21 protein-coding genes are annotated in these 18,086 nt (G+C 55.3%); 11 read left to right on the forward strand and 10 right to left on the reverse strand.

What is annotated here, in order from left to right:
• Window positions 1-89 precede the first annotated feature (89 nt).
• The 3 genes from pheS to EJ361_RS12790 all read left to right on the forward strand — a co-directional run bounded on the left by pheS (window position 90) and on the right by EJ361_RS12790 (window position 3,078).
• A complete protein-coding gene (gene pheS / locus EJ361_RS12780; protein ID WP_126246005.1) occupies window positions 90-1,118 on the forward strand; it encodes a phenylalanine--tRNA ligase subunit alpha in 1,029 nt (342 codons plus the stop codon).
• Window positions 1,119-1,195: 77 nt separating this feature from the next.
• Window positions 1,196-2,053, forward strand: a complete 858-nt coding sequence (locus EJ361_RS12785; RefSeq protein ID WP_126246006.1) for a 3-hydroxyacyl-CoA dehydrogenase NAD-binding domain-containing protein — start codon at window positions 1,196-1,198, stop codon at window positions 2,051-2,053.
• Between the two features lie 35 nt (window positions 2,054-2,088).
• On the forward strand, window positions 2,089-3,078 hold the full coding sequence (locus EJ361_RS12790) for an NAD-dependent epimerase/dehydratase family protein (protein ID WP_126246007.1): 990 nt from the start codon (window positions 2,089-2,091) through the stop codon (window positions 3,076-3,078).
• A gap of 7 nt (window positions 3,079-3,085) precedes the next feature.
• On the opposite strand, the gene EJ361_RS12795 is transcribed toward EJ361_RS12790, so the two are convergent.
• The 3 genes from EJ361_RS12795 to EJ361_RS12805 form a co-directional block, all read right to left on the reverse strand.
• Window positions 3,086-3,781 carry a hypothetical protein gene (locus EJ361_RS12795; RefSeq protein ID WP_126246008.1) on the reverse strand — a complete coding sequence of 232 codons (696 nt, stop codon included), beginning with the start codon at window positions 3,779-3,781 and terminating at the stop codon, window positions 3,086-3,088.
• 10 nt (window positions 3,782-3,791) lie between these two features.
• The gene (locus tag EJ361_RS12800; protein WP_126246009.1) at window positions 3,792-4,733 is read right to left on the reverse strand and encodes a UDP-3-O-(3-hydroxymyristoyl)glucosamine N-acyltransferase; all 942 of its coding nucleotides are present in this window, start codon (window positions 4,731-4,733) and stop codon (window positions 3,792-3,794) included.
• Between the two features lie 391 nt (window positions 4,734-5,124).
• On the reverse strand, window positions 5,125-5,829 hold the full coding sequence (locus EJ361_RS12805; RefSeq protein ID WP_126246010.1) for a Crp/Fnr family transcriptional regulator: 705 nt from the start codon (window positions 5,827-5,829) through the stop codon (window positions 5,125-5,127).
• A 72-nt stretch (window positions 5,830-5,901) separates the two neighbouring features.
• On the opposite strand from EJ361_RS12805, the gene EJ361_RS12810 reads away from it, so the two are divergent.
• The 7 genes from EJ361_RS12810 (at window position 5,902) to EJ361_RS12840 (ending at window position 11,530) form a co-directional block, all read left to right on the forward strand.
• Window positions 5,902-6,489: a pseudouridine synthase gene (locus EJ361_RS12810; protein ID WP_126246011.1), complete on the forward strand. Its 588-nt coding sequence runs from the start codon at window positions 5,902-5,904 to the stop codon at window positions 6,487-6,489.
• A gap of 64 nt (window positions 6,490-6,553) precedes the next feature.
• Complete coding sequence (locus EJ361_RS12815) at window positions 6,554-7,429, forward strand: YicC/YloC family endoribonuclease (protein ID WP_126246012.1); 876 nt, start codon at window positions 6,554-6,556, stop codon at window positions 7,427-7,429.
• Window positions 7,430-7,437: 8 nt separating this feature from the next.
• Window positions 7,438-7,935 carry a gliding motility lipoprotein GldH gene (locus EJ361_RS12820; protein WP_164714209.1) on the forward strand — a complete coding sequence of 166 codons (498 nt, stop codon included), beginning with the start codon at window positions 7,438-7,440 and terminating at the stop codon, window positions 7,933-7,935.
• A gap of 3 nt (window positions 7,936-7,938) precedes the next feature.
• Window positions 7,939-8,961 carry a sensor histidine kinase gene (locus EJ361_RS12825; protein WP_126246014.1) on the forward strand — a complete coding sequence of 341 codons (1,023 nt, stop codon included), beginning with the start codon at window positions 7,939-7,941 and terminating at the stop codon, window positions 8,959-8,961.
• Window positions 8,962-9,039: 78 nt separating this feature from the next.
• Entirely contained in the window at window positions 9,040-9,750 is a 711-nt protein-coding gene (locus EJ361_RS12830) for a response regulator transcription factor (RefSeq protein WP_109695708.1), read from the forward strand.
• Window positions 9,751-9,871: 121 nt separating this feature from the next.
• On the forward strand, window positions 9,872-10,738 hold the full coding sequence (locus tag EJ361_RS12835) for a histidine kinase (RefSeq protein WP_126246015.1): 867 nt from the start codon (window positions 9,872-9,874) through the stop codon (window positions 10,736-10,738).
• A gap of 48 nt (window positions 10,739-10,786) precedes the next feature.
• Complete coding sequence (locus tag EJ361_RS12840; protein WP_126246016.1) at window positions 10,787-11,530, forward strand: LytR/AlgR family response regulator transcription factor; 744 nt, start codon at window positions 10,787-10,789, stop codon at window positions 11,528-11,530.
• On the opposite strand, the gene EJ361_RS12845 is transcribed toward EJ361_RS12840, so the two are convergent.
• The 3 genes from EJ361_RS12845 to EJ361_RS12855 all read right to left on the reverse strand — a co-directional run bounded on the left by EJ361_RS12845 (window position 11,525) and on the right by EJ361_RS12855 (window position 15,050).
• Window positions 11,525-12,289 carry a tetratricopeptide repeat protein gene (locus EJ361_RS12845; RefSeq protein WP_126246017.1) on the reverse strand — a complete coding sequence of 255 codons (765 nt, stop codon included), beginning with the start codon at window positions 12,287-12,289 and terminating at the stop codon, window positions 11,525-11,527. The two genes, EJ361_RS12840 and EJ361_RS12845, sit on opposite strands and share 6 nt — an antisense overlap.
• Window positions 12,290-12,312: 23 nt before the next feature.
• The gene (locus tag EJ361_RS12850) at window positions 12,313-14,229 is read right to left on the reverse strand and encodes a BatD family protein (protein WP_126246018.1); all 1,917 of its coding nucleotides are present in this window, start codon (window positions 14,227-14,229) and stop codon (window positions 12,313-12,315) included.
• 113 nt (window positions 14,230-14,342) lie between these two features.
• On the reverse strand, window positions 14,343-15,050 hold the full coding sequence (locus EJ361_RS12855) for an SDR family oxidoreductase (protein ID WP_126246019.1): 708 nt from the start codon (window positions 15,048-15,050) through the stop codon (window positions 14,343-14,345).
• 108 nt (window positions 15,051-15,158) lie between these two features.
• Here EJ361_RS12855 and EJ361_RS12860 point away from each other — a divergent pair, with 108 nt between their 5' ends.
• Window positions 15,159-15,854, forward strand: coding sequence for a YjjG family noncanonical pyrimidine nucleotidase (locus EJ361_RS12860; protein ID WP_126246020.1), 696 nt, complete (start codon window positions 15,159-15,161; stop codon window positions 15,852-15,854).
• Window positions 15,855-15,916: 62 nt separating this feature from the next.
• Here the strand turns inward: EJ361_RS12860 and EJ361_RS12865 are convergent, their stop codons facing one another.
• From EJ361_RS12865 to EJ361_RS12880, 4 genes are all read right to left on the reverse strand, one after another.
• Window positions 15,917-16,168, reverse strand: coding sequence for a hypothetical protein (locus tag EJ361_RS12865; protein WP_126246021.1), 252 nt, complete (start codon window positions 16,166-16,168; stop codon window positions 15,917-15,919).
• A gap of 58 nt (window positions 16,169-16,226) precedes the next feature.
• On the reverse strand, window positions 16,227-16,886 hold the full coding sequence (locus tag EJ361_RS12870) for a phosphatidylserine decarboxylase family protein (RefSeq protein ID WP_126246022.1): 660 nt from the start codon (window positions 16,884-16,886) through the stop codon (window positions 16,227-16,229).
• 65 nt (window positions 16,887-16,951) lie between these two features.
• Complete coding sequence (locus EJ361_RS12875) at window positions 16,952-17,818, reverse strand: phosphatidate cytidylyltransferase (protein WP_126246023.1); 867 nt, start codon at window positions 17,816-17,818, stop codon at window positions 16,952-16,954.
• A 33-nt stretch (window positions 17,819-17,851) separates the two neighbouring features.
• Entirely contained in the window at window positions 17,852-18,082 is a 231-nt protein-coding gene (locus EJ361_RS12880; protein WP_126246024.1) for a putative signal transducing protein, read from the reverse strand.
• Window positions 18,083-18,086 lie beyond the last annotated feature (4 nt).

Genomic DNA, 18,086 nt, shown 5'->3' on the forward strand with positions numbered 1-18,086 from the left:
GGGAGGATTTGAAGCTAAGATGCGCCCGCCTGCGGATTCCATAAAATCCGGCAAGGAAATTTCTTCCGGCAGCGTTATCTTTGTCGGCTATGGAGCCAATCGTGCAGCAAATAGAAGCTTATAAACAGGAAATTGCGGCTTTCCGCCCCGAAAACGCGGAACAGCTGGAGCAGTACCGTATCAAATTCCTCGGCACCAAAGGGATCGTGAAGGCCCTTTTCGGGGAGATGAAAAACGTTCCGAACGATCAGAAGAAGGAATTCGGGCTGATCCTGAACGCTTTCAAAGTAGAAGCGGAAGCAAAGTATGCCGAATTCGAGCAACTGAAAGATGAAGTGGGCGGCGCGGCCGACCAGCTGGACCTTACCCTTCCCGGCGAGCCTTATCGCCTGGGTACCCGCCATCCCATCAGCATAGTCCGCAATAAAGCCATCCGCATCTTCGAGCGGCTGGGCTTCACCGTTGCCGAAGGGCCCGAGATCGAGAACGACTGGCATAACTTCACCGCCCTCAACCTCGCAGAAAACCACCCGGCCCGCGATATGCAGGACACTTTCTACGTGCACAACAACCCCGACTGGCTGTTGCGCACCCACACCTCCTCCGTTCAGGTGAGGGTGATGGAAGAAGGAAAGCTCCCCATCCGCATCATCTGCCCGGGCCGCGTATACCGTAACGAAACCATCAGCGCCCGCGCGCACTGCTTCTTCCACCAGATCGAAGGGCTGTACGTGGCCGAGAACGTTTCGTTCGCCGACCTCAAGCAAACGCTGTATTACTTCGTACAGGAGTTCTTCGGCGAGAATTTCAAGATCCGTTTCCGCCCCTCGTACTTCCCCTTCACGGAGCCCAGTGCGGAGATGGACATTTCCTGCCTCATCTGCGGCGGCGAAGGCTGTAGCGTGTGCAAGCATTCCGGTTGGGTGGAAATCCTCGGTTGCGGCATGGTGCACCCGCAGGTGCTCGAAAACTGCGGGATCGATTCGTCGAAATACACCGGCTTCGCATTCGGCATGGGCATCGAAAGGCTTACCATGCTGAAGTACCAGATCAAAGACCTTCGCCTTTTCTCCGAAAACGACCTGCGCTTCCTCAAACAGTTCCAGGGCGCACGATAAACATATCGCAACGCGGCCGCTCCACTCCAGGGGCGGCCGTTTTCCTTTCCGCTACGCTCCCCAAAACGATCTTCCTTATGTTACAAGTATCCGACATCAGACAGATAGCAGTTTGCGGCGCCGGCACCATGGGAGCCGGGATAGCACAGGTTTCCGCAGCAGCAGGGTTCCCCACCTTACTGTTCGACGTGAAGCCCGAAGCCGTTTCCGCGGGGATGGACATGATCCGCAAAAACCTCGGCAAAGCCGTTGAAAAAGGCAAGCTGAAACCCGCAGACCGAGACGCCACGCTCCTAAGGCTCACGCCCTGCCACAATATCGCCGATTGCCGGGCCGATCTCATCTTCGAAGCCATCGTGGAAAAGGTGCCGGTGAAAGTTTCGCTTTTCCGCGAACTGGCGCAACACAATCCTCCTACCACCATTTTTGCATCCAATACTTCTTCCTTATCCGTTTCCGCCATCGCAGCGGAAATCCCCCATCCGGAAAGGGTGGCCGGCATGCACTTCTTCAACCCCGCGCAACTGATGGCGCTGGTGGAAATCGTGTCTGCCGCACAAACGGATCCTGCCATCGCGCAGCTGCTGTACCAACTCGTGCAGCACATGGGAAAAACGCCCGTACAGGTGAAAGACGCGCCGGGTTTCATCGTGAACCGCGTGGCCCGGCATTATTACCTCGAAGCGATGGAAATCGCGCAATCGGGGGCGGCAGACCTGCAAACGATCGATCGCCTCCTGGAAGCCGCGGGCTTCCGCATGGGGCCCTTCGCGCTGATGGACCTCATCGGCAACGACGTCAACTTCGCCGTTACGAAATCGCTCTACGAAGCCTTCCACGAAGCACCGCGGTTCAAGCCCGGCGCCCTGCAGGCAGCACTCGTGGAAAAAGGGGAACTGGGCCGCAAAACCGGCCAAGGTTTTTACAAGTATTGATTTACATTTGTGGCTTCATTCACAATTCATTCTACATGATCCTTGTCACAGGCGGAACGGGTTTTCTGGGAAGTTATCTGCTGCGGGCGCTGGTGAAGGCCGGGAAACCGGTGCGCGCCCTCTATCGCAGCCGCATACCCGACCAGGTGCAAGACATCGCCGCTGAAGTAGAATGGTTCCGGGCCGATGTGCTCGACGTTTGCGCCCTCGAAGACGCGTTCGCCGGCATCACCGAAGTGTATCACTGCGCCGCGGTAGTTTCCTTCCAGCCCGATAAGCGAAACGCCATGATGAAGATCAACATCGAAGGCACCGCCAACGTCGTGAACATGGCCATCGACGCCGGCGTTCGCAAGCTCGTGCATGTAAGCTCGGTGGCATCGCTGGGCCGCGCAAGGCAAAACCAGCAGTTGTCGGAAGATGCGCAGTGGGAAGAAAGCGCCAACAACAGCCATTACGCCGTCAGCAAACATCTCAGCGAGATGGAAATCTGGCGCGGCATCGCCGAAGGGCTCGACGCCGTGATCGTTAACCCCTCCATCATTCTCGGCAGCGGTTTCTGGCACGATGGGTCGGGGATGCTGTTGAAAAACGCGTGGAAAGAGTTCCCGTATTACACCGAAGGCGTGAACGGATTCGTGGATGTGGAAGATGTAGTGGAAGCGATGGTAAGATTGATGGACAGTGATATTTCCGGGCAACGCTTCATTCTCAACGGAGAAAACTGGCCGTACCGGCAACTCTTCACCGAAATGGCCCGCCACCTCGGTAAAAAGCCCCCGCACATCGCCACCAAACCCTGGATGGCGGCGCTCGTGTGGCGAGTGGAAAAAATCCGCGGCATGATCACCGGCAAACGGCCGCTGCTCACCCGCGAAACCGCCCGCACCGCACAACTGAAAGTCTACTACGACAACAATAAGATACTGGAAGCGCTCCCCGGTTTCCGGTTCCGCCCCCTGGCAGATACCATTGCGCATATCTCGCTCGCCTACCTCCGGGAAAAACAGTCCAACCCTTCCTGACGCCGCATTACTGTGGCCTGAACAGCATGCCGAGCATCACTGCCGCCAGCGTTTCGCGCAGCGCGGGATCGAGCTCCTTCTGCAGCCAGACGCGCTGATCTTTCCCGGTCAGCACCGCCGCCACGGCGATCCCTTTCCACTGGAATTCATAACAGATTTTGTCTGCACTGTTCACCGCGCCGTAACGGTTGTGCGCCGTCACTTTCAGTTCATCGGTAGGGGAGCGGAGGATGCCGGTCACTTTATTATCGTTCAGCTCCAGGAACGCGATGTTCCTTTTCACGATCAGTTCCCAGCTTTTAAGCGGGTCTGCCGCGGTAGCGCCCACATGAACGTACCAAAGCGGGGCGTCGCCGCCCATGTTCGGGAACCACCCGGGAAAAGTGCGCGCGGAGAAAGTGATCCGCGGTGTGCTCAGTACCTGCACCGGCAATTGCGAACCGCCGTTCTTCACCGTGAAATAGAAAGCGTCGGAAACGTTTTTCCATTGCCTGGCCGGCGCGCCGGAAGGGATGCCGTTGGTGCGCGATGAAGTGGCGTAGTCGCCGATGGAGATCGTTTTGGCGGAAAACCATCCGTCGTCGGTTTTCACGGCAAGTTCGTTGGCTGCGTTATAGAGGCCTGTCGGGGAAGCAGGTTTTGTAACACCGCAGCCAACCAGGAAAAGGCAGGTCGCGGCGAACCCGGTGAGGGATTTTATCATGACTTGGAAATTAACCTTTGAGTTTGTTCCACATTTCGGGAATGCGTTTGATCCAGGCGAGCTCTTTCATTTTGGTGCGTGCTTCTTCTACCGGCGAACCGAAGTAGTTTTTCCCGCCTTCGATGGAATCTTTCACACCGCTGCCGGCGAAAACGACGGCTCCCTTCCCGATGGTGAGGTCTTTGTTCACACCAACCTGTCCCCAGAGGATGACGTTGTCTTCGATAATGGCTTTGCCACCTACGCCTACCTGGGCGGCGAAGAGGCAGTTGCGGCCGATGATGGTGCCGTGGCCGATGTGGACCATGTTATCGAACTTGGTGCCTTGCCCGATGATCGTATCGCCACTCACGCCTTTGTCTACGGTGCAAAGCGCCCCGATCTCCACGTCGTTTTCGATGATGACGCGCCCGCAGCTCACGAGTTTGTCCCACATCACTTCGCGCGTTGCCCGTTTCTTGAAGTAGAACGCATCCGCCCCGATCACGGTGCCGGAATGGATGATGACGTTGTCGCCGATCTCGGTATGTTCGTAAATGGTAACGTTGGGGTGGATGATGCAGTTGCGGCCGATGGAGACATGGTGGCCAACCACTACGCCGGGAGAGAGAACGGTCCCTTCACCGATCACCGCGCTATCGCTTACGGCCTGTGTTTGCGGAACGAAGGGGCGGAAGCGTTTTACGAGGCCAACGTACGCGGAAAACGGATCGTCGGTTACGAGGATCGCTTTGCCGGGAGGAACGTCCACATCCTTGTTGATGATGATAATGGTGGCCGCCGAGTTGAGACAGGCGCTGTAATACTTCTCGAAGTCTACGAACGAGATGTCGCCCGGAGTAACTTTATGTATCTCGTTGATGCCCGTAGCCATCAGCGTTTCGTTGCCTTTCAGCGTGGCGCCGGTGAGCGCTGCTATTTCCGTAACCGGTATCGGTGTGTCAAACTTCATATGTACATCGTTAAATCGAAGCAAAGTTAGGGGGCGTTATCCACAATTTTTTTTTGCTTGTGAATAAAATTTCTTGTAAAATTTTTCTTTTGTGATGAAATTCTTTTTAATATTGTGTAGGGAAATTTATTTCCCTGTACTTACTAACCCATTCACATACTAAGAAAGTCTGATTGTTCTCGCAGTCAGACTTTTTTAATTCCTCCTGAAACCCTTTCCAACACAGCGTTACATCGATCACTTCAACTTACTTGCATCCACATGCACCGGTTTGCGGGGCGTTAAATTTCGTGTTTCGGACGGGGGTGGGCAGTTGGCCGGCAAAACCGGTTTCCGTTCATTTTCGGCTTTTAAATGCCTTTTGCGGTCAAAACTTCGGGATGTAAGGGAATCAATCCTGGAGATTCGCCATTTTGATGAGTTGCTGCAGGCGGAGAATGCGGATTTTTTTACCGGCGAGGTCGATCACATTCTCTTTTCTGAATTCGGAGAGGAGACGAATGGCCGATTCCGTAGCGGTACCCACGAGGTTGGCGATCTCTTCCCTCGACAGCGTCACGTTGATGGTTTGCCCGTCGTCTTCCAGCCCGTACGTTTCCTTCAGCGTAAGCAATGTTTCGGCGAGGCGCTCCCGAACAGGTTTCTGCGCCAGGTGCGTGATCTTTTGCTCCGCTCTCCGCAACTCGCTCGAAAGTATCTGCATCATGCGCAACGCTAGCGTGGGATCTTTCTGCAACAGGCCGAGAAATACTTCCCGCGGGATGAAACAAACCGCACTGTCTTCCAGCACGGTAGCCGTAGCCGTATATGGTGCATTGCTAATGAGCGCCTTATACCCGATGAGGTCGCCCGGCTTCACGAGCCGTACGATCTGCTCGCGACCTTCGTCGCCGCTGTGCGACAACTTCACTTTCCCCGAATTCACGAAATAGATGCCGTAAGGATGCCCGCCTTCCTGGAATATGTCTTGTCCTTTACGGTAGATCTTGCAGGTTTTGGCGTTGGAGATCTCTTCCACATGTTCAGGCGTGGCGGCGGAAAAGATTTCGCCCAGGTATTTGCCGCAGTACGGGCAGGGAGATGGTTCGCTTAACATGTCATATGCCATAAAATCGCTAAGGATGCGGCAAAATTACTAATTTACAGGCCCTTAACCAAAGCAGTGCGCGTGAGCCTTTCCTATTTTGCCGTTTACAAGCCGTTCCAGGTATTGACCCGTTTCGGGAAAGAAGGCGACAAAGCCGTTTTGTCCGACTACTTCGACGTGCCCAAAGATGTGTACCCGGTAGGGCGGCTCGATTATGACAGCGAAGGGTTGCTGATCCTCACGAACGACAAATCCCTCAACCAACGTTTGCTCCATCCCTCGCAGGCGCATGAACGGGAGTATTGGGTGCAGGTAGACGGGGCGATCACGCCGGAAGCGGTCCGCCAACTGGAAGCGGGGGTGACGATCACGGTGGATGGGAAACCCTTCCGCACAAAACCCGCGAAGGCATCGTTGTTCACCGCTCCGCCGGAAGTTCCCGACCGCAACCCGCCCATCCGTTTCCGGCAGCACATCCCCGCACCCTGGATTCGGCTCGTGCTCAGCGAAGGCAAGAACCGGCAGGTAAGGAAAATGACCGCGGCCGTGGGTTTCCCCACGTTGAGGCTCATCCGTTACCGCATCGGCCGTATCAACGTCAAAAACATGCAGCCCGGCGATATGGTCATGTTGGGCAAAAAAGAGATCGAAGCCGCACTCTTCCGCTAACACGTTGGGCCTCCGGCCGAAATATGACAATAATTGACTAGGTTTGTCACATTAAACAGATAATATGCTGAAATCCATGACCGGCTTCGGCCGTGCGGAAGTAACCCGGGGAGAAACAACCATTGTGGCCGAAATCAAATCGCTCAATGGAAAGCAGTTCGAAGTGAACCTCAAACTTTCTCCCTTACTGAAACCCTACGAATTCGACATCCGTAACATCCTCCAGCAGGAGTTGCAGCGCGGCACCCTCGACGCCACGATCAACATCAAACAAAACGGCGCCACCCGCCCCGTAGTCATCAACACCGAACTGGCGCGGTATTATTACGAAGCCATCTCCGGCATGGCGCGCGACCTCGCCATCCCCCAGGAAGACATGCTCAACGTGCTCATGAAACTCCCGGAAGTAGTGTCTCCCGCCAGCGAACAGATCTCCGAAAATGAATGGAACGAAGTAGCCGCCATCGTCCGCAAAGCCGTCGCAGAAATGGACGCCCACCGCGTAGACGAAGGCCAGATGCTCGAAAAAGACCTGCTGCTCCGTATCGATAATATCCTCCTGTATACCGAGAAAGTCCGCGAACTGGACCCGCTCCGGAAAGACAAAGTGCGCACCCGCCTCGAAACCCTCCTCGCCGAATATGTAGGCAAAGAAAACGTAGACGGCAACCGCATGGAACAGGAACTCATTTTCTATTTGGAGAAACTCGATATCTCCGAAGAGCTCGTTCGCCTCCAGAACCATTGCCGCTACTTCAAAGACATCCTGGGCGAAGCAGAATCCGCCAAAGGCAAAAAACTCGGATTCGTGCTCCAGGAAATCGGCCGCGAGATCAACACCACCGGCTCCAAAGCCAACGACGCCGGCATCCAGCAATGGGTCGTGATGATGAAAGACGAACTGGAGAAAGCCAAAGAGCAGGTGCTCAACGTACTCTAATACCGCATATGACCGTAAAGACGATATCTCGCTTCGCCTGCCTCGCCTTCGGCCTGCTCGCCTTCGCCTGCAAGCCCCCGAGGCTGGATACCTTTGAAAAAAACAGGGACATCCCGCAATCCAGCTGGGACAAGTCCTTCAAACCAGCATACGAAGTAACGCTCGGCAATGAAGACACGGCGTACTATTACAACCTGTACGTGAACGTCCGCCACAAAGACGCTTACCCGTACAACAACATCTGGCTGATCGTCAGCACCCAATTGCCGGGCGACAGCCTGCCGCAATCCCGGAGAGTGGAACTGCCTTTGGCAGACAGCTACGGCAAATGGCTGGGCAGCGGCCTCGACGATATCTTCGAGCACCGCATCCCCATCCAGCAGAACGCCATCCTCCCCAGGGCCGGCACGTATCGTTTCACTTTCGAGCAGAACATGCGACAGGACCCGCTGCCCGACATGCTCAGCGTTGGCCTCCGCGTGGAAAAAGCCGCTCCGCGTAATTAAGGCATGAAGAAACAGTCGACCACAGCAGCCCTTCCGGGCAAAAAGACGGTCACCGCCATTTACATTTTCGTACTGGCTTATACCGTGGTCCAGCTTTTCTGGTGGGGCATCCTGTTGCACCAGCAATCGAAGGAGATCGCGTATTACGAACAGCTGGAACTGACGCACCGGGTCCACCTGTTGCACGAACCGTCAGAATTCATGCGGGAGATGCAGCGCCATCATCACGAACAACGCATGCGCACCCTCAAGTACATCGGCGAAGGCACCATTTTCCTCATCATCATTCTCGCCGGCGCTTCCATCGTATACCGCGCCGTGTGGAAACAGATGCGCCTGCAACAGCAACAACAGAATTTCATGATGGCGGTCACCCACGAACTGAAAAGCCCCATCGCCATCGCCAAACTCAACCTCGAAACGCTCCGTAAACATAAGCTCGACGAAGAAAAAGAGAAGAAACTGCTCGACGCCACCATCCGGGAAACGAACCGGCTCGACCAGCTCTGCAACAACATCCTGCTGGCGTCGCAGTTCGAACACCAGAACTCCCAGCCCTTCTTCGAGCCGCTGGACCTGAGCCAGGAGCTGGGCAATGCACTGCAGGAGCTGCGCGACCGGATACAAAGTCACGACATACTGGCAGACATCGAGCCGGGGATCGGGATGGAGGCGGATAAATTTATGATCACGCTGATGCTGAACAACCTCGTGGAAAATGCGGTGAAGTATGCGCCGAAGGGGACCAGGATCGAAGTGAGCCTGAAAATAGAACAAAACGACCTGTTGATGCGGGTTTGCGACGAAGGGAACGGCATCCCGCAGGAAGAGAGAAGCAAGATTTTCATGAAGTTTTACCGCATCGGGAACGAGAATACCCGGAAGTCGAAGGGCTCCGGACTGGGCCTCTACCTCACCCGGAAGATCGTGGAACAGCATGGCGGAACCATCTCCGTGCGTGACAACTTGCCGAAAGGCACGTGTTTTGAGATCAAATGGCAGGATTATTCCCTCCAACCTGTATAAAATTAACCAGTTAAGCGTAATTTTATAGGCAATAACCGGAAAAGCAATTTACCGTTCACCATTTCACCCAATGCATTTATGAAGGAAGCGACGAAAGCATCAATTTTGTTGGTAGAAGACGAAGAGAACCTGCAGGAGGCATTAAAACTCAACCTGGAGCTGGAAGGTTATGAGGTTACGGCGGTAGATAACGGCACCAGCGCCCTCAAAGCCGTCAAGAATGAGTATTTCGACCTCATCATACTCGACATCATGCTGCCCGAAATGGACGGCCTGGCGGTTTGCGAGAACATCCGGATCCAGAACAACGAAGTGCCCATCCTTTTCCTCAGCGCCAAAAACAGTAGCGCCGACCGCGTGCTGGGCCTCAAGAAAGGGGGAGACGACTATATGACCAAGCCTTTCAACCTCGAGGAACTCCTCCTCCGGGTAGAAAAGCTCATCGTCAAGAACAAAAAGATCCAGGATAAGGACAGCGTGCCCAATGTGTACCGTTTCGGCAATAATATGATCGATTTCGCCGCGCAGGAATGTGTGGGCAAAGACGGAAAGCACCACGAACTGTCCAAAAAGGAAACCATGTTGCTGAAGCTCCTCATCGAGAACAAGGGCGAAGTGGTTACCCGCGAAAAAATACTCCAGGTGGTTTGGGGGTACAACGTATATCCTACCACCCGGACGATCGATAACTTCATCCTGAATTTCCGAAAATACTTCGAGGAAGACAGCCGCAATTCCCGCTATTTCCACTCCGTTCGCGGCGTAGGGTACAAGTTTACAGACGGCTGATAAAGCCTTTTGCCAGATAACCCCGCTGTGCCGCCGATTTTCCGGCGGCGCCCGCCAGCTATGACTTCCCTCTTTTCCGGAGCCGGACCGCAGATTATATTTGAGCGGACTAGAACTCGATATGATTAACCCCGCTAATGTCTCGGTTCAATCGCATGCTTATCCAACGGTTGCCGCGCAGGAACCATCGTTTTTCCCGGGTACCGCTGTATCGCTGACTATCCTTTTCTTCCTTGCAGGCGCCCTCGTAGCAGGTGCGTTCTGGTGGCGGGAAAGAAGGATGCGCCGCCGCATGCAGGACCAATACCACCTCCTGGGCGGCAAAGCCTCGCTGGAACTTCACACCATCCAAACGCAGATGAACCCGCATTTCATCTACAACAGCCTCAATGCCATTCATAGCTTCATCCTTTCCTCCAGCACCGATATGGCATCTTCCTACCTCACCCGCTTCAGCCGCCTCATGCGCATGACGCTGGAACACAGCAGCCGCGAATGGATTTCCCTGGAAGAAGACCTCGAAACCCTCGACCTCTACCTCCAGCTGGAATCCCTGCGGTTCGACGGCCAGTTCGAATACGACATCCGCCTGCTGCCCGGCCATCCGTCCCTCAATGTCCTCATCCCCCCGTTCCTCATCCAGCCATACGTACAAAACGCCATCTGGAACCGCCTCCTGCAGCGCGAAGAAGGGAAAGGCTACATCCAGATCGAAATCGGGAAAAATGACGACGGCATGTTCGTCAGGCTGGAAGACAACGGCATCGCCCGGCATGGCGCGTTTCACCTCCATCAGCAGAAAACGCCCGCCATCGCCGTAGCAGGGGAGCGGCTCCACTGGATCAATCACCGGTATCATACACACGCCAACATTACCTCCGGTCACCGGTACGACGAGCATCACCAGCGCATCGGCACCTATACCCTCATCCGCCTGCCAGACGTTACCTACGACGAGGTGGCGGCCGAAGAAAGGATTTTTAAGTAAATTTGATAACCCCAGGTTAAACCTGTCATAAGGCCATATCCCAGCTCCATGAAAACGATCATCATAGACGACGAAGAGCACTGCCGCGAGGTATTGCGCATGCAACTGAACCGATACTGCCCGCAACTGGAAATCGTTGCCTGCAGCGGATCGGCGGAAGAAGGGCGCGCCGCTATCGAGCGCATCCGGCCCGATCTCGTGTTCCTCGACGTGGAAATGCCCGGTGCCGATGGCTTCTCCGTCCTCGAAAACTGCACCTGGCGCCGGTTCTCCGTCATCTTCACCACCGCGCACGACCGCTACGCCATCAAAGCCATCCGCCACAGCGCGCTCGATTTCCTACTCAAACCCATCGGTAAAGATGAATTGGTACAAGCCGTGAACAAAGCCACGGAACGTCACCCTGCCGCCCAGATGCAGGCAGACACGATCCTGCGCCTCCTGCACGAGCAAATGCCGCAGTTCGGGCGTGTGGCCCTCCCTACGTTCGACGGGCTCCGCATGATCCCCGTGAAAGATATCCTGTATTGCGAATCGGAAGGAAGTTACACCCGCATCTTTCTGCACGAATGCCCCAAACCGGTCATGATCTGCCGGCCACTGCGGGATGTAGACGATACGCTGCGCAACAAGGGATTCTTCCGTACGCACAACAGCTTCATCATCAACCTGGCCCACATGCTTAAATACATCAAGGGCGATGGTGGCGACATCGTGATGGCCGACGGGCATACCGTGCCGCTGGCCCGCAACCGCAAACAGGAATTCCTGGAAAAGATCGAGAAATTATAAGCGCCTGATCTCGTTCACCGGCACCCAGCCGGTTTTGCCGTCAGACAGTTGCACTTTACCGAACTGGCTGGTGGCGTCGAGCACTTCTACCTTCATACCTTCCTTCAGTTCAAACAGGTCTTTCGCGCCATCGTCGGGCGCGGATTTGGCTTTCACCGAATTGTTCATCACGATGGCGTCGCCGCTGTTGAAGGATTGGCTGTGCATCCACGCAGCCATGGAAAAATAGCCGATGAGGAAAATGCCGGAGACGGCGAGCGCCCAGCGGATGTATTTTTTTCCCGGAACGGGGAAGAAGAAGTAAGCGATGACGAGCGCGGAAAATATCCAGCTCCAGGCGATGCTCCAGTTGGCCCATCCTGCGGGCGTATGCAGCTGCTGCCATTGCAGCCACCAGCGTTCGAAGAAAAGCAGCGGAAGCGTTTCCACATTACTGCCGACCTTCTGGTTGGCCAGGGCAAGATTGTGCTCGATGGCTTCGTCGCCAGGCTGAAGGCGGAGCGCTTTTTCGAAACTGTAAACGGCCATGGCCGTCTGGCTGGATTTATAGTACGCGTTCCCGGCGTTGAAATACAGGTCTGCCACCTGGAACCCGGAATCGATCAGTTGCTGGTATTTGGCGGCGGCTTCGGCGAACTGTTGCTGTTCGTAGAGCCGGTTGCCTTCATTGAAAGCGGCGGGTTCCTGGGCTTTGACGGCAGTTCCGACAAGCAGGAAGATGAGGAAGAGGCGGGCGCAGTAAGAAATGAATGGTTGCATATAACTGTTTTTTCCGGCGTGGTTTACGCCCGTCCTTTGATTTCGTTTTCGATATTGGTGATCACTTCAACGGCTTCCTGGTAAGCGCCCTGGCGCAGTTCCACAGAGTCTCCCGGTGCGTAGAGCGCCCGTTCGCAACGGTCTGCCAGCGCGAAGAGTTTTTCTTTGGCGGCATCGCTGAGCCGGAGTTTCGTCAATTTTTCATCCACCCGCTGTTTCGACATTTCGGCCATGGGGATGCGGAGTTTATGGCTGAGGTAGCCCCACAACGCGCGCGATGTTTCTTCGTAGAAAGCCTTGTCTTTCCCTTCTTTCAGATAACGCGCCGCCAGCTCCAGGCGCTTCAGCGCCACTTTGTTGGCGTGGCGATGGCGAAGGAGTGCGGCGTTGTTCGTGTTGTATTGCTCGCGGCGGCGGTAATACGCCGCCCCGGCAATGGCCAGTACCGGCAGCAGGAAGAGCACCCAGAACAGGGGCTTCCCGAAGAAGAACGGGCGCTGCTTGCTCCATTTCGCACTGCTGGTCCGGATGCCGGCCAGGTCTGTTTGTCCACCGAAATCGGCTTTCTCTTTCTTCACTTCCTTCCCTTGCACCACGTGTACGCTGAACGGCGCGGATGTGATGGTTTTATAGGCTTTCGCCGCAGGATCGAAGTAGGAAAACTCGACCGGTTTCAGGTTGTAATCGCCTTTCTGCTGCGGCATGAGCGCATACTGGAACGTGCGGCTGCCGCTGAGGGGATTGCTGTTCTTTTCGATGTTGTCGGTAACGGTGGGGTCGTATTTTTCGAATGCGGCGGGAATGTCCAGCGGAGGAGCGTTGAGCAGGTTTACGTTGCCACGCCCGCTGATGGCCACTTTCAGCGAAAGCGCATCGTCTGTGCTCAGCTGTTCCTTATCCAGCGACGCGTTCATGGTGAATTGCCCTACCGCGCCATTGAAACTGGCCGGTCTGCCTTCTGCCGGCAGCGGTTTCACCTGCACTTTCACTACGGGGCTCTGGATCCTGTAGGGAACGATCTCGGCTTCGGGTTGCTCGAAGAAGAAATCGTCCGCAAATAAATCCTGGAACGGATCGTTGGTTTGTGCGCGCCTGCGCTGGCCGCTGCCGCCCACTTTCACGAAATGGACCTGGTTATCCACTTCCGCGGGGTCCAGTTCCAGCTCGCCGGATTGCAGGGGGAACAGTAACGTCTTGCGGATCACGAACACATTGAAAGGCACGCCGTTCACCATTTCTTCGGTTGGCCGCGGCGGATTGGGAATGTCCATGTCTTTGGCGGAAAACCCTTTGAACGCGGGCACTTTCGTTACGCTGGAGTTCGTCGGCAGCCGGGTATACAGTTTATAGGTAGCGGTGATCTGTTCACCTTCGAATACGTTCGTTTTATCCACTTCCACCCGCACGAAAACGTTTTTCCGCAACTGTTCCTTCACATCGTCGCCCGGGCGGAGCACGCCGGGATGTGCTTCCCCGGGATACCGGCGCTGCGGATAATTCGGCTGGGCGGGCTGCTGCGCCTGCGGCTTCACGGGCGTTCCGGCTTTCGTCACTTCGATGGAAACGGGATTGCTGCGCACCGTTCTGCCATCCACCCGCGCCGTGGCGCCGGGAATGGTGAAGTTGCCGGGCGCCGTGGGGGCCAGGGTGTATGAAAATGCATAATAGGTGGTAACACGCCCGTTGTCGTTAGACATCCCCTGCTGCTGCGAAGGCCCCTGCACCACTTCGAAGCCCTTGAACGCAGGCGCTTTGAATTCGCTGAGGTTCGTGGGGTTGATGAGCGTAAACTGGACTTGCACATATTCATCCTGCGCTATCACGTTGGTGTTGACTTGCGCGGTGAAGCGGAATTCCTGGGCGCTGGCGCCTGCCGCCGTCAGCAATACGGCGAAGAGCAAAACGAGATTCTTTCTCAATCTGGCGATATAAAACTTCATCTATGACAAATTTAACCAATGCCTGACCGGCCTTTGCCGCGGACAAGTTAAAAGTAAGTTAAAAAAGCAGCTTGAAAATGGCTACAGTAAAGGATTTGGGGTGACTTCCACCGCTATCCGAGATCCCCGAGCTGGGGGCGCATCACAATGTCTTCGATCACCGCCTGGGCGCTGAGGTTATACGCCGCCCACAGCATGGATGCTACGTCTCCCGGTTCCATGAGCCGGTCTGCCGGCCCGCTGAACCCTTCCCAGGAGGCCGTCAGAACGGGGCCGGGGCTGATGGAGGTGACTTTCACGCCGTGGGGCTTCATTTCTTCCCGCAGGTTCTTCGAAAACCCGAGCAGGGCGAATTTGGTGATGCTGTACGATCCCCCGTTCGGGTACGCCGTGTGGCTGGCCGTGGAACATAGGTTGAAAACGTGGCCTTTCCTCGCCGATTTCATGGCGGGGAGGAAGGCGCGCGTGAGGTGATAGGCGCTGTAAAGGTTCACGGCCATCATCTTTTCCAGGTGACCGTCTTCCTCTTCATGCACCGCCCCGGGCACGAAGATGCCCGCATTGTTGACGAGGATGGCCGGCGCTTCGCCGAATTCGCGTCGAACGGCGCCGGCGAAGGCCAGCACCGCCTGCTTGTCGCCCATATCCACCGGCAGCGCCAGCACCTTCGCAGCGGGGCTTTGCTCCCGGATGCCGCGGGCCGTTTCTTCCAGCGCCGCTGCGCCCCGGGCGCAGATCGCCACGTCAAACCCTTCCGCCGCCAGCTTCTCCGCTACCGCTTTCCCGATACCTTTGCTGGCGCCTGTGATGATTGCATACATACCCTTGTAAGTCTTGTTGTTAATACGCTTTTAATACGCCAAAATAAGGGAAAAATGGATTTGTCGTACCTTTGCCGTTCACCACTTTAGCCAACGAACGGACCCATCATGAGATATAAACATATTTTTTTCGACCTGGACCATACCCTTTGGGATTTCGAAGCCAACTCCAACGCCACCCTGCAGGAATTGTTTCACGCGCATAACCTCGCCGGCAAAGGCATTCCGTCGTACGACAATTTTTTCGCCGTCTATTCGGACATCAATGATAAATTGTGGGACCGCTTCCGCAGAGGCTTCATCAACCGCAACGAGCTGCGCATCAAGCGTTTCACCCAAACTTTCCTTGAATTTAAACTGTGCGACGATGCGCTGTGCAAAACCCTCAGCGAACGGTTCCTGGAAATCCTCCCCACCAAAACCACCCTATTCCCCGACACGGTTGAGGTACTGGATTACCTGCGCGATAAACAATACCCCCTCCACCTGATCACAAACGGGTTTGAGGAAACGCAGAAACTGAAGCTGCAGCACTCCGGGATCGGGCATTACTTTACGCATATCGTGACTTCCGAGAGCGCTGGCTCGCTGAAGCCTCACCGCGAAATTTTCGATTTTGCGATGAAATTGTCGAACACCACGGCGGCAGACAGCATCATGATCGGCGATACGCTGGAGGTAGACATCCTCGGGGCGCAGCAAGCGGGGATGGACCAGGTGTATTTCGCGCCGAACATGGTACAGCAGGGCGTTTCCCCGACTTATACGATCAAAAATCTTTCCGAACTGAAGAACATTCTGTAGGGACAAAAAAATCCCGGTAACGTAATGCTACCGGGACTTCCCAATATAATGGCTGCAAAAAGTCAGCTTTTGTCCGCAGTTTTCTTTTTGGCGGCCGAGGCTTTGGCGGCGGCTTGCGAGCGGGAGGGCATCGGCATGCAGCAGGATTTACCTTTGGCGGCGGTCGCTTTCTGGCAGCACGATGCATCTTTACCCTTGTGGCAGGCTTCCTTTTTTTTGGCGGGAGCCTTTTTCGTCGCGGAAGGTTTTTCCTGGGCGAGTGCCGGGCCGGCGAGCAGTGCTACGGCGGAGAGCGTCAAAAAGAATTGTTTCATGCGGTGTGTCTTTGTATGTTGGAAGATACGGCTTCCCTTTTGAAAAGAAACGTTAAAATCATCCCGCTAATTCAGCGATCACGGTTTGGCCGCCGCGAACGATCTGTTCGAGGTTCACGTTCACTTTGGTGCCGACGGGCAGGTACAGGTCTACACGGGAGCCGAATTTAATGAATCCCATTTCGGTGTTCTGCTTCACGTCCATGCCCGGTTTCAGGTAATTGACGATGCGGCGGGCGAGGGCCCCGGCGATCTGGCGCACGAGGATGTCGGTTTTGCCGTTGCCGATCACGACGGTATGGCGTTCGTTTTCCGTAGAGGCTTTCGGGTGCCAGGCCACGAGGTATTTGCCGGCATGGTACTGGCTGAGCTTCACGCTGCCGCTGATGGGGTTGCGGTTCACGTGCACGTTGGCCGGGCTCATGAAGATGGACACCTGGAGGCGCTTGTCTTTAAAATATTCCGGCTCGTAGGTTTCCTCGATCACGACGATCTTCCCGTCTGCCGGGGCGATCACCTGCCGTTCGTCGAATTTCATTTCGCGGGAGGGGATGCGGAAAAAGGAAACGATGAACAGGAAAAACACGATGGAAATACCCAGCAGCGTATAGCACAGTACCGGCGTATCGAAAAGGAAATAGAACACTGCGATGTTGAGCAGCGCCAGTACGGCGAATGTTAGGGCGATGGTAGCGGTACCCTCACGGTGGATCGTCATGATTCAGTAGATTTTATCTGGCCTTTTTAAAAGAGGCGGTACGAAGGTATGAAGAAAAATGTTTATCAGAAGAAGACCCGCATGTAGATCCATGCGATGGGGGCGGCCACGAGCAGGGAATCGAACCTGTCGAGGAATCCGCCGTGCCCCGGCATGATGCTCCCTGAATCTTTTACACCGGCCAGCCTTTTGAGCCGTGATTCCAGCAGATCGCCGGCGGTCCCGAAGATGGCTGCGATAGCCGCGAAAGCGATCCAGTGTTGTAACGGCATCCACTGATACCCCCAGAAATGACCGAACACGCCGGCCGCCGCCACCGCGAGGATCATCCCGCCAACCGTCCCCTCGATCGTCTTTTTCGGCGAAATGGCCGGGGCGAAGGGGGTTTTCCCGATGAGGGAGCCTACGATGTAAGCCATGGTATCATTGATCCAGATGGCGCAGATCAGGGTGAGGGGGTACAGCCATACGTACTGTTGGCCGAAGCCCGGCACAATTTCCTGTGTAAAGCTCATATCCACGAGCATCCCGAACGGGACCGTTACGTACAACAGCCCCAGCAGCGAATATCCGATCGTTTTCAGCGAAAAGTTCTTGCCCATGAGGATTTCCCCCAGCGGCATCACCAACAGGAAAATAAACGTCAGCACCCAGCCGATCTCGCCCAGCGAAAACCCTTCGTACCAGAACCGGTCTCCGGCAATGGACATAAACAATGCGCATCCCGCCACCAGCACGCCATTGCGGTGCCAGGGCGAAATTTCCGTGTAATCGGGATCGATATGGCGAACCAGGCTTGCATATTCCCGCAGCGCAAAGAAATTGATAATGAAAAACAGGGCGAAAAAGGATAGTCCCGACCATAAAATGCCTCCCAGCATGATGGCCACGAAAAACAGGGCGGTGATGGTCCGCGTAATGAAAGTCTTCATGTGTTGATTTAAGGTGAACCGGCGATTCCCGGTTTATTCCGTTTTCCCGGGCTCGGGGCGGCTTTCTGCGATAAGCTGTTTGGCCTGCGCCTCGTTGGAGACGTGCACGTATACTTCGTCCATTCCCGGCAACATGGTCACGAAAGATGAATCCTGCCGGGGAACGATCACGGCTTCGATCCCGTTTTCTTCGAGCATGCCGCGGATAATTTCGGATTCGTAGGCGATGTTGCTTGCGTACACTTTTACCCAGTCTTTTTCCATAATG

Source organism: Chitinophaga rhizosphaerae (assembly GCF_003958645.1).
In the GTDB taxonomy this organism is placed as follows: Bacteria; Bacteroidota; Bacteroidia; order Chitinophagales; family Chitinophagaceae; genus Chitinophaga; species Chitinophaga rhizosphaerae.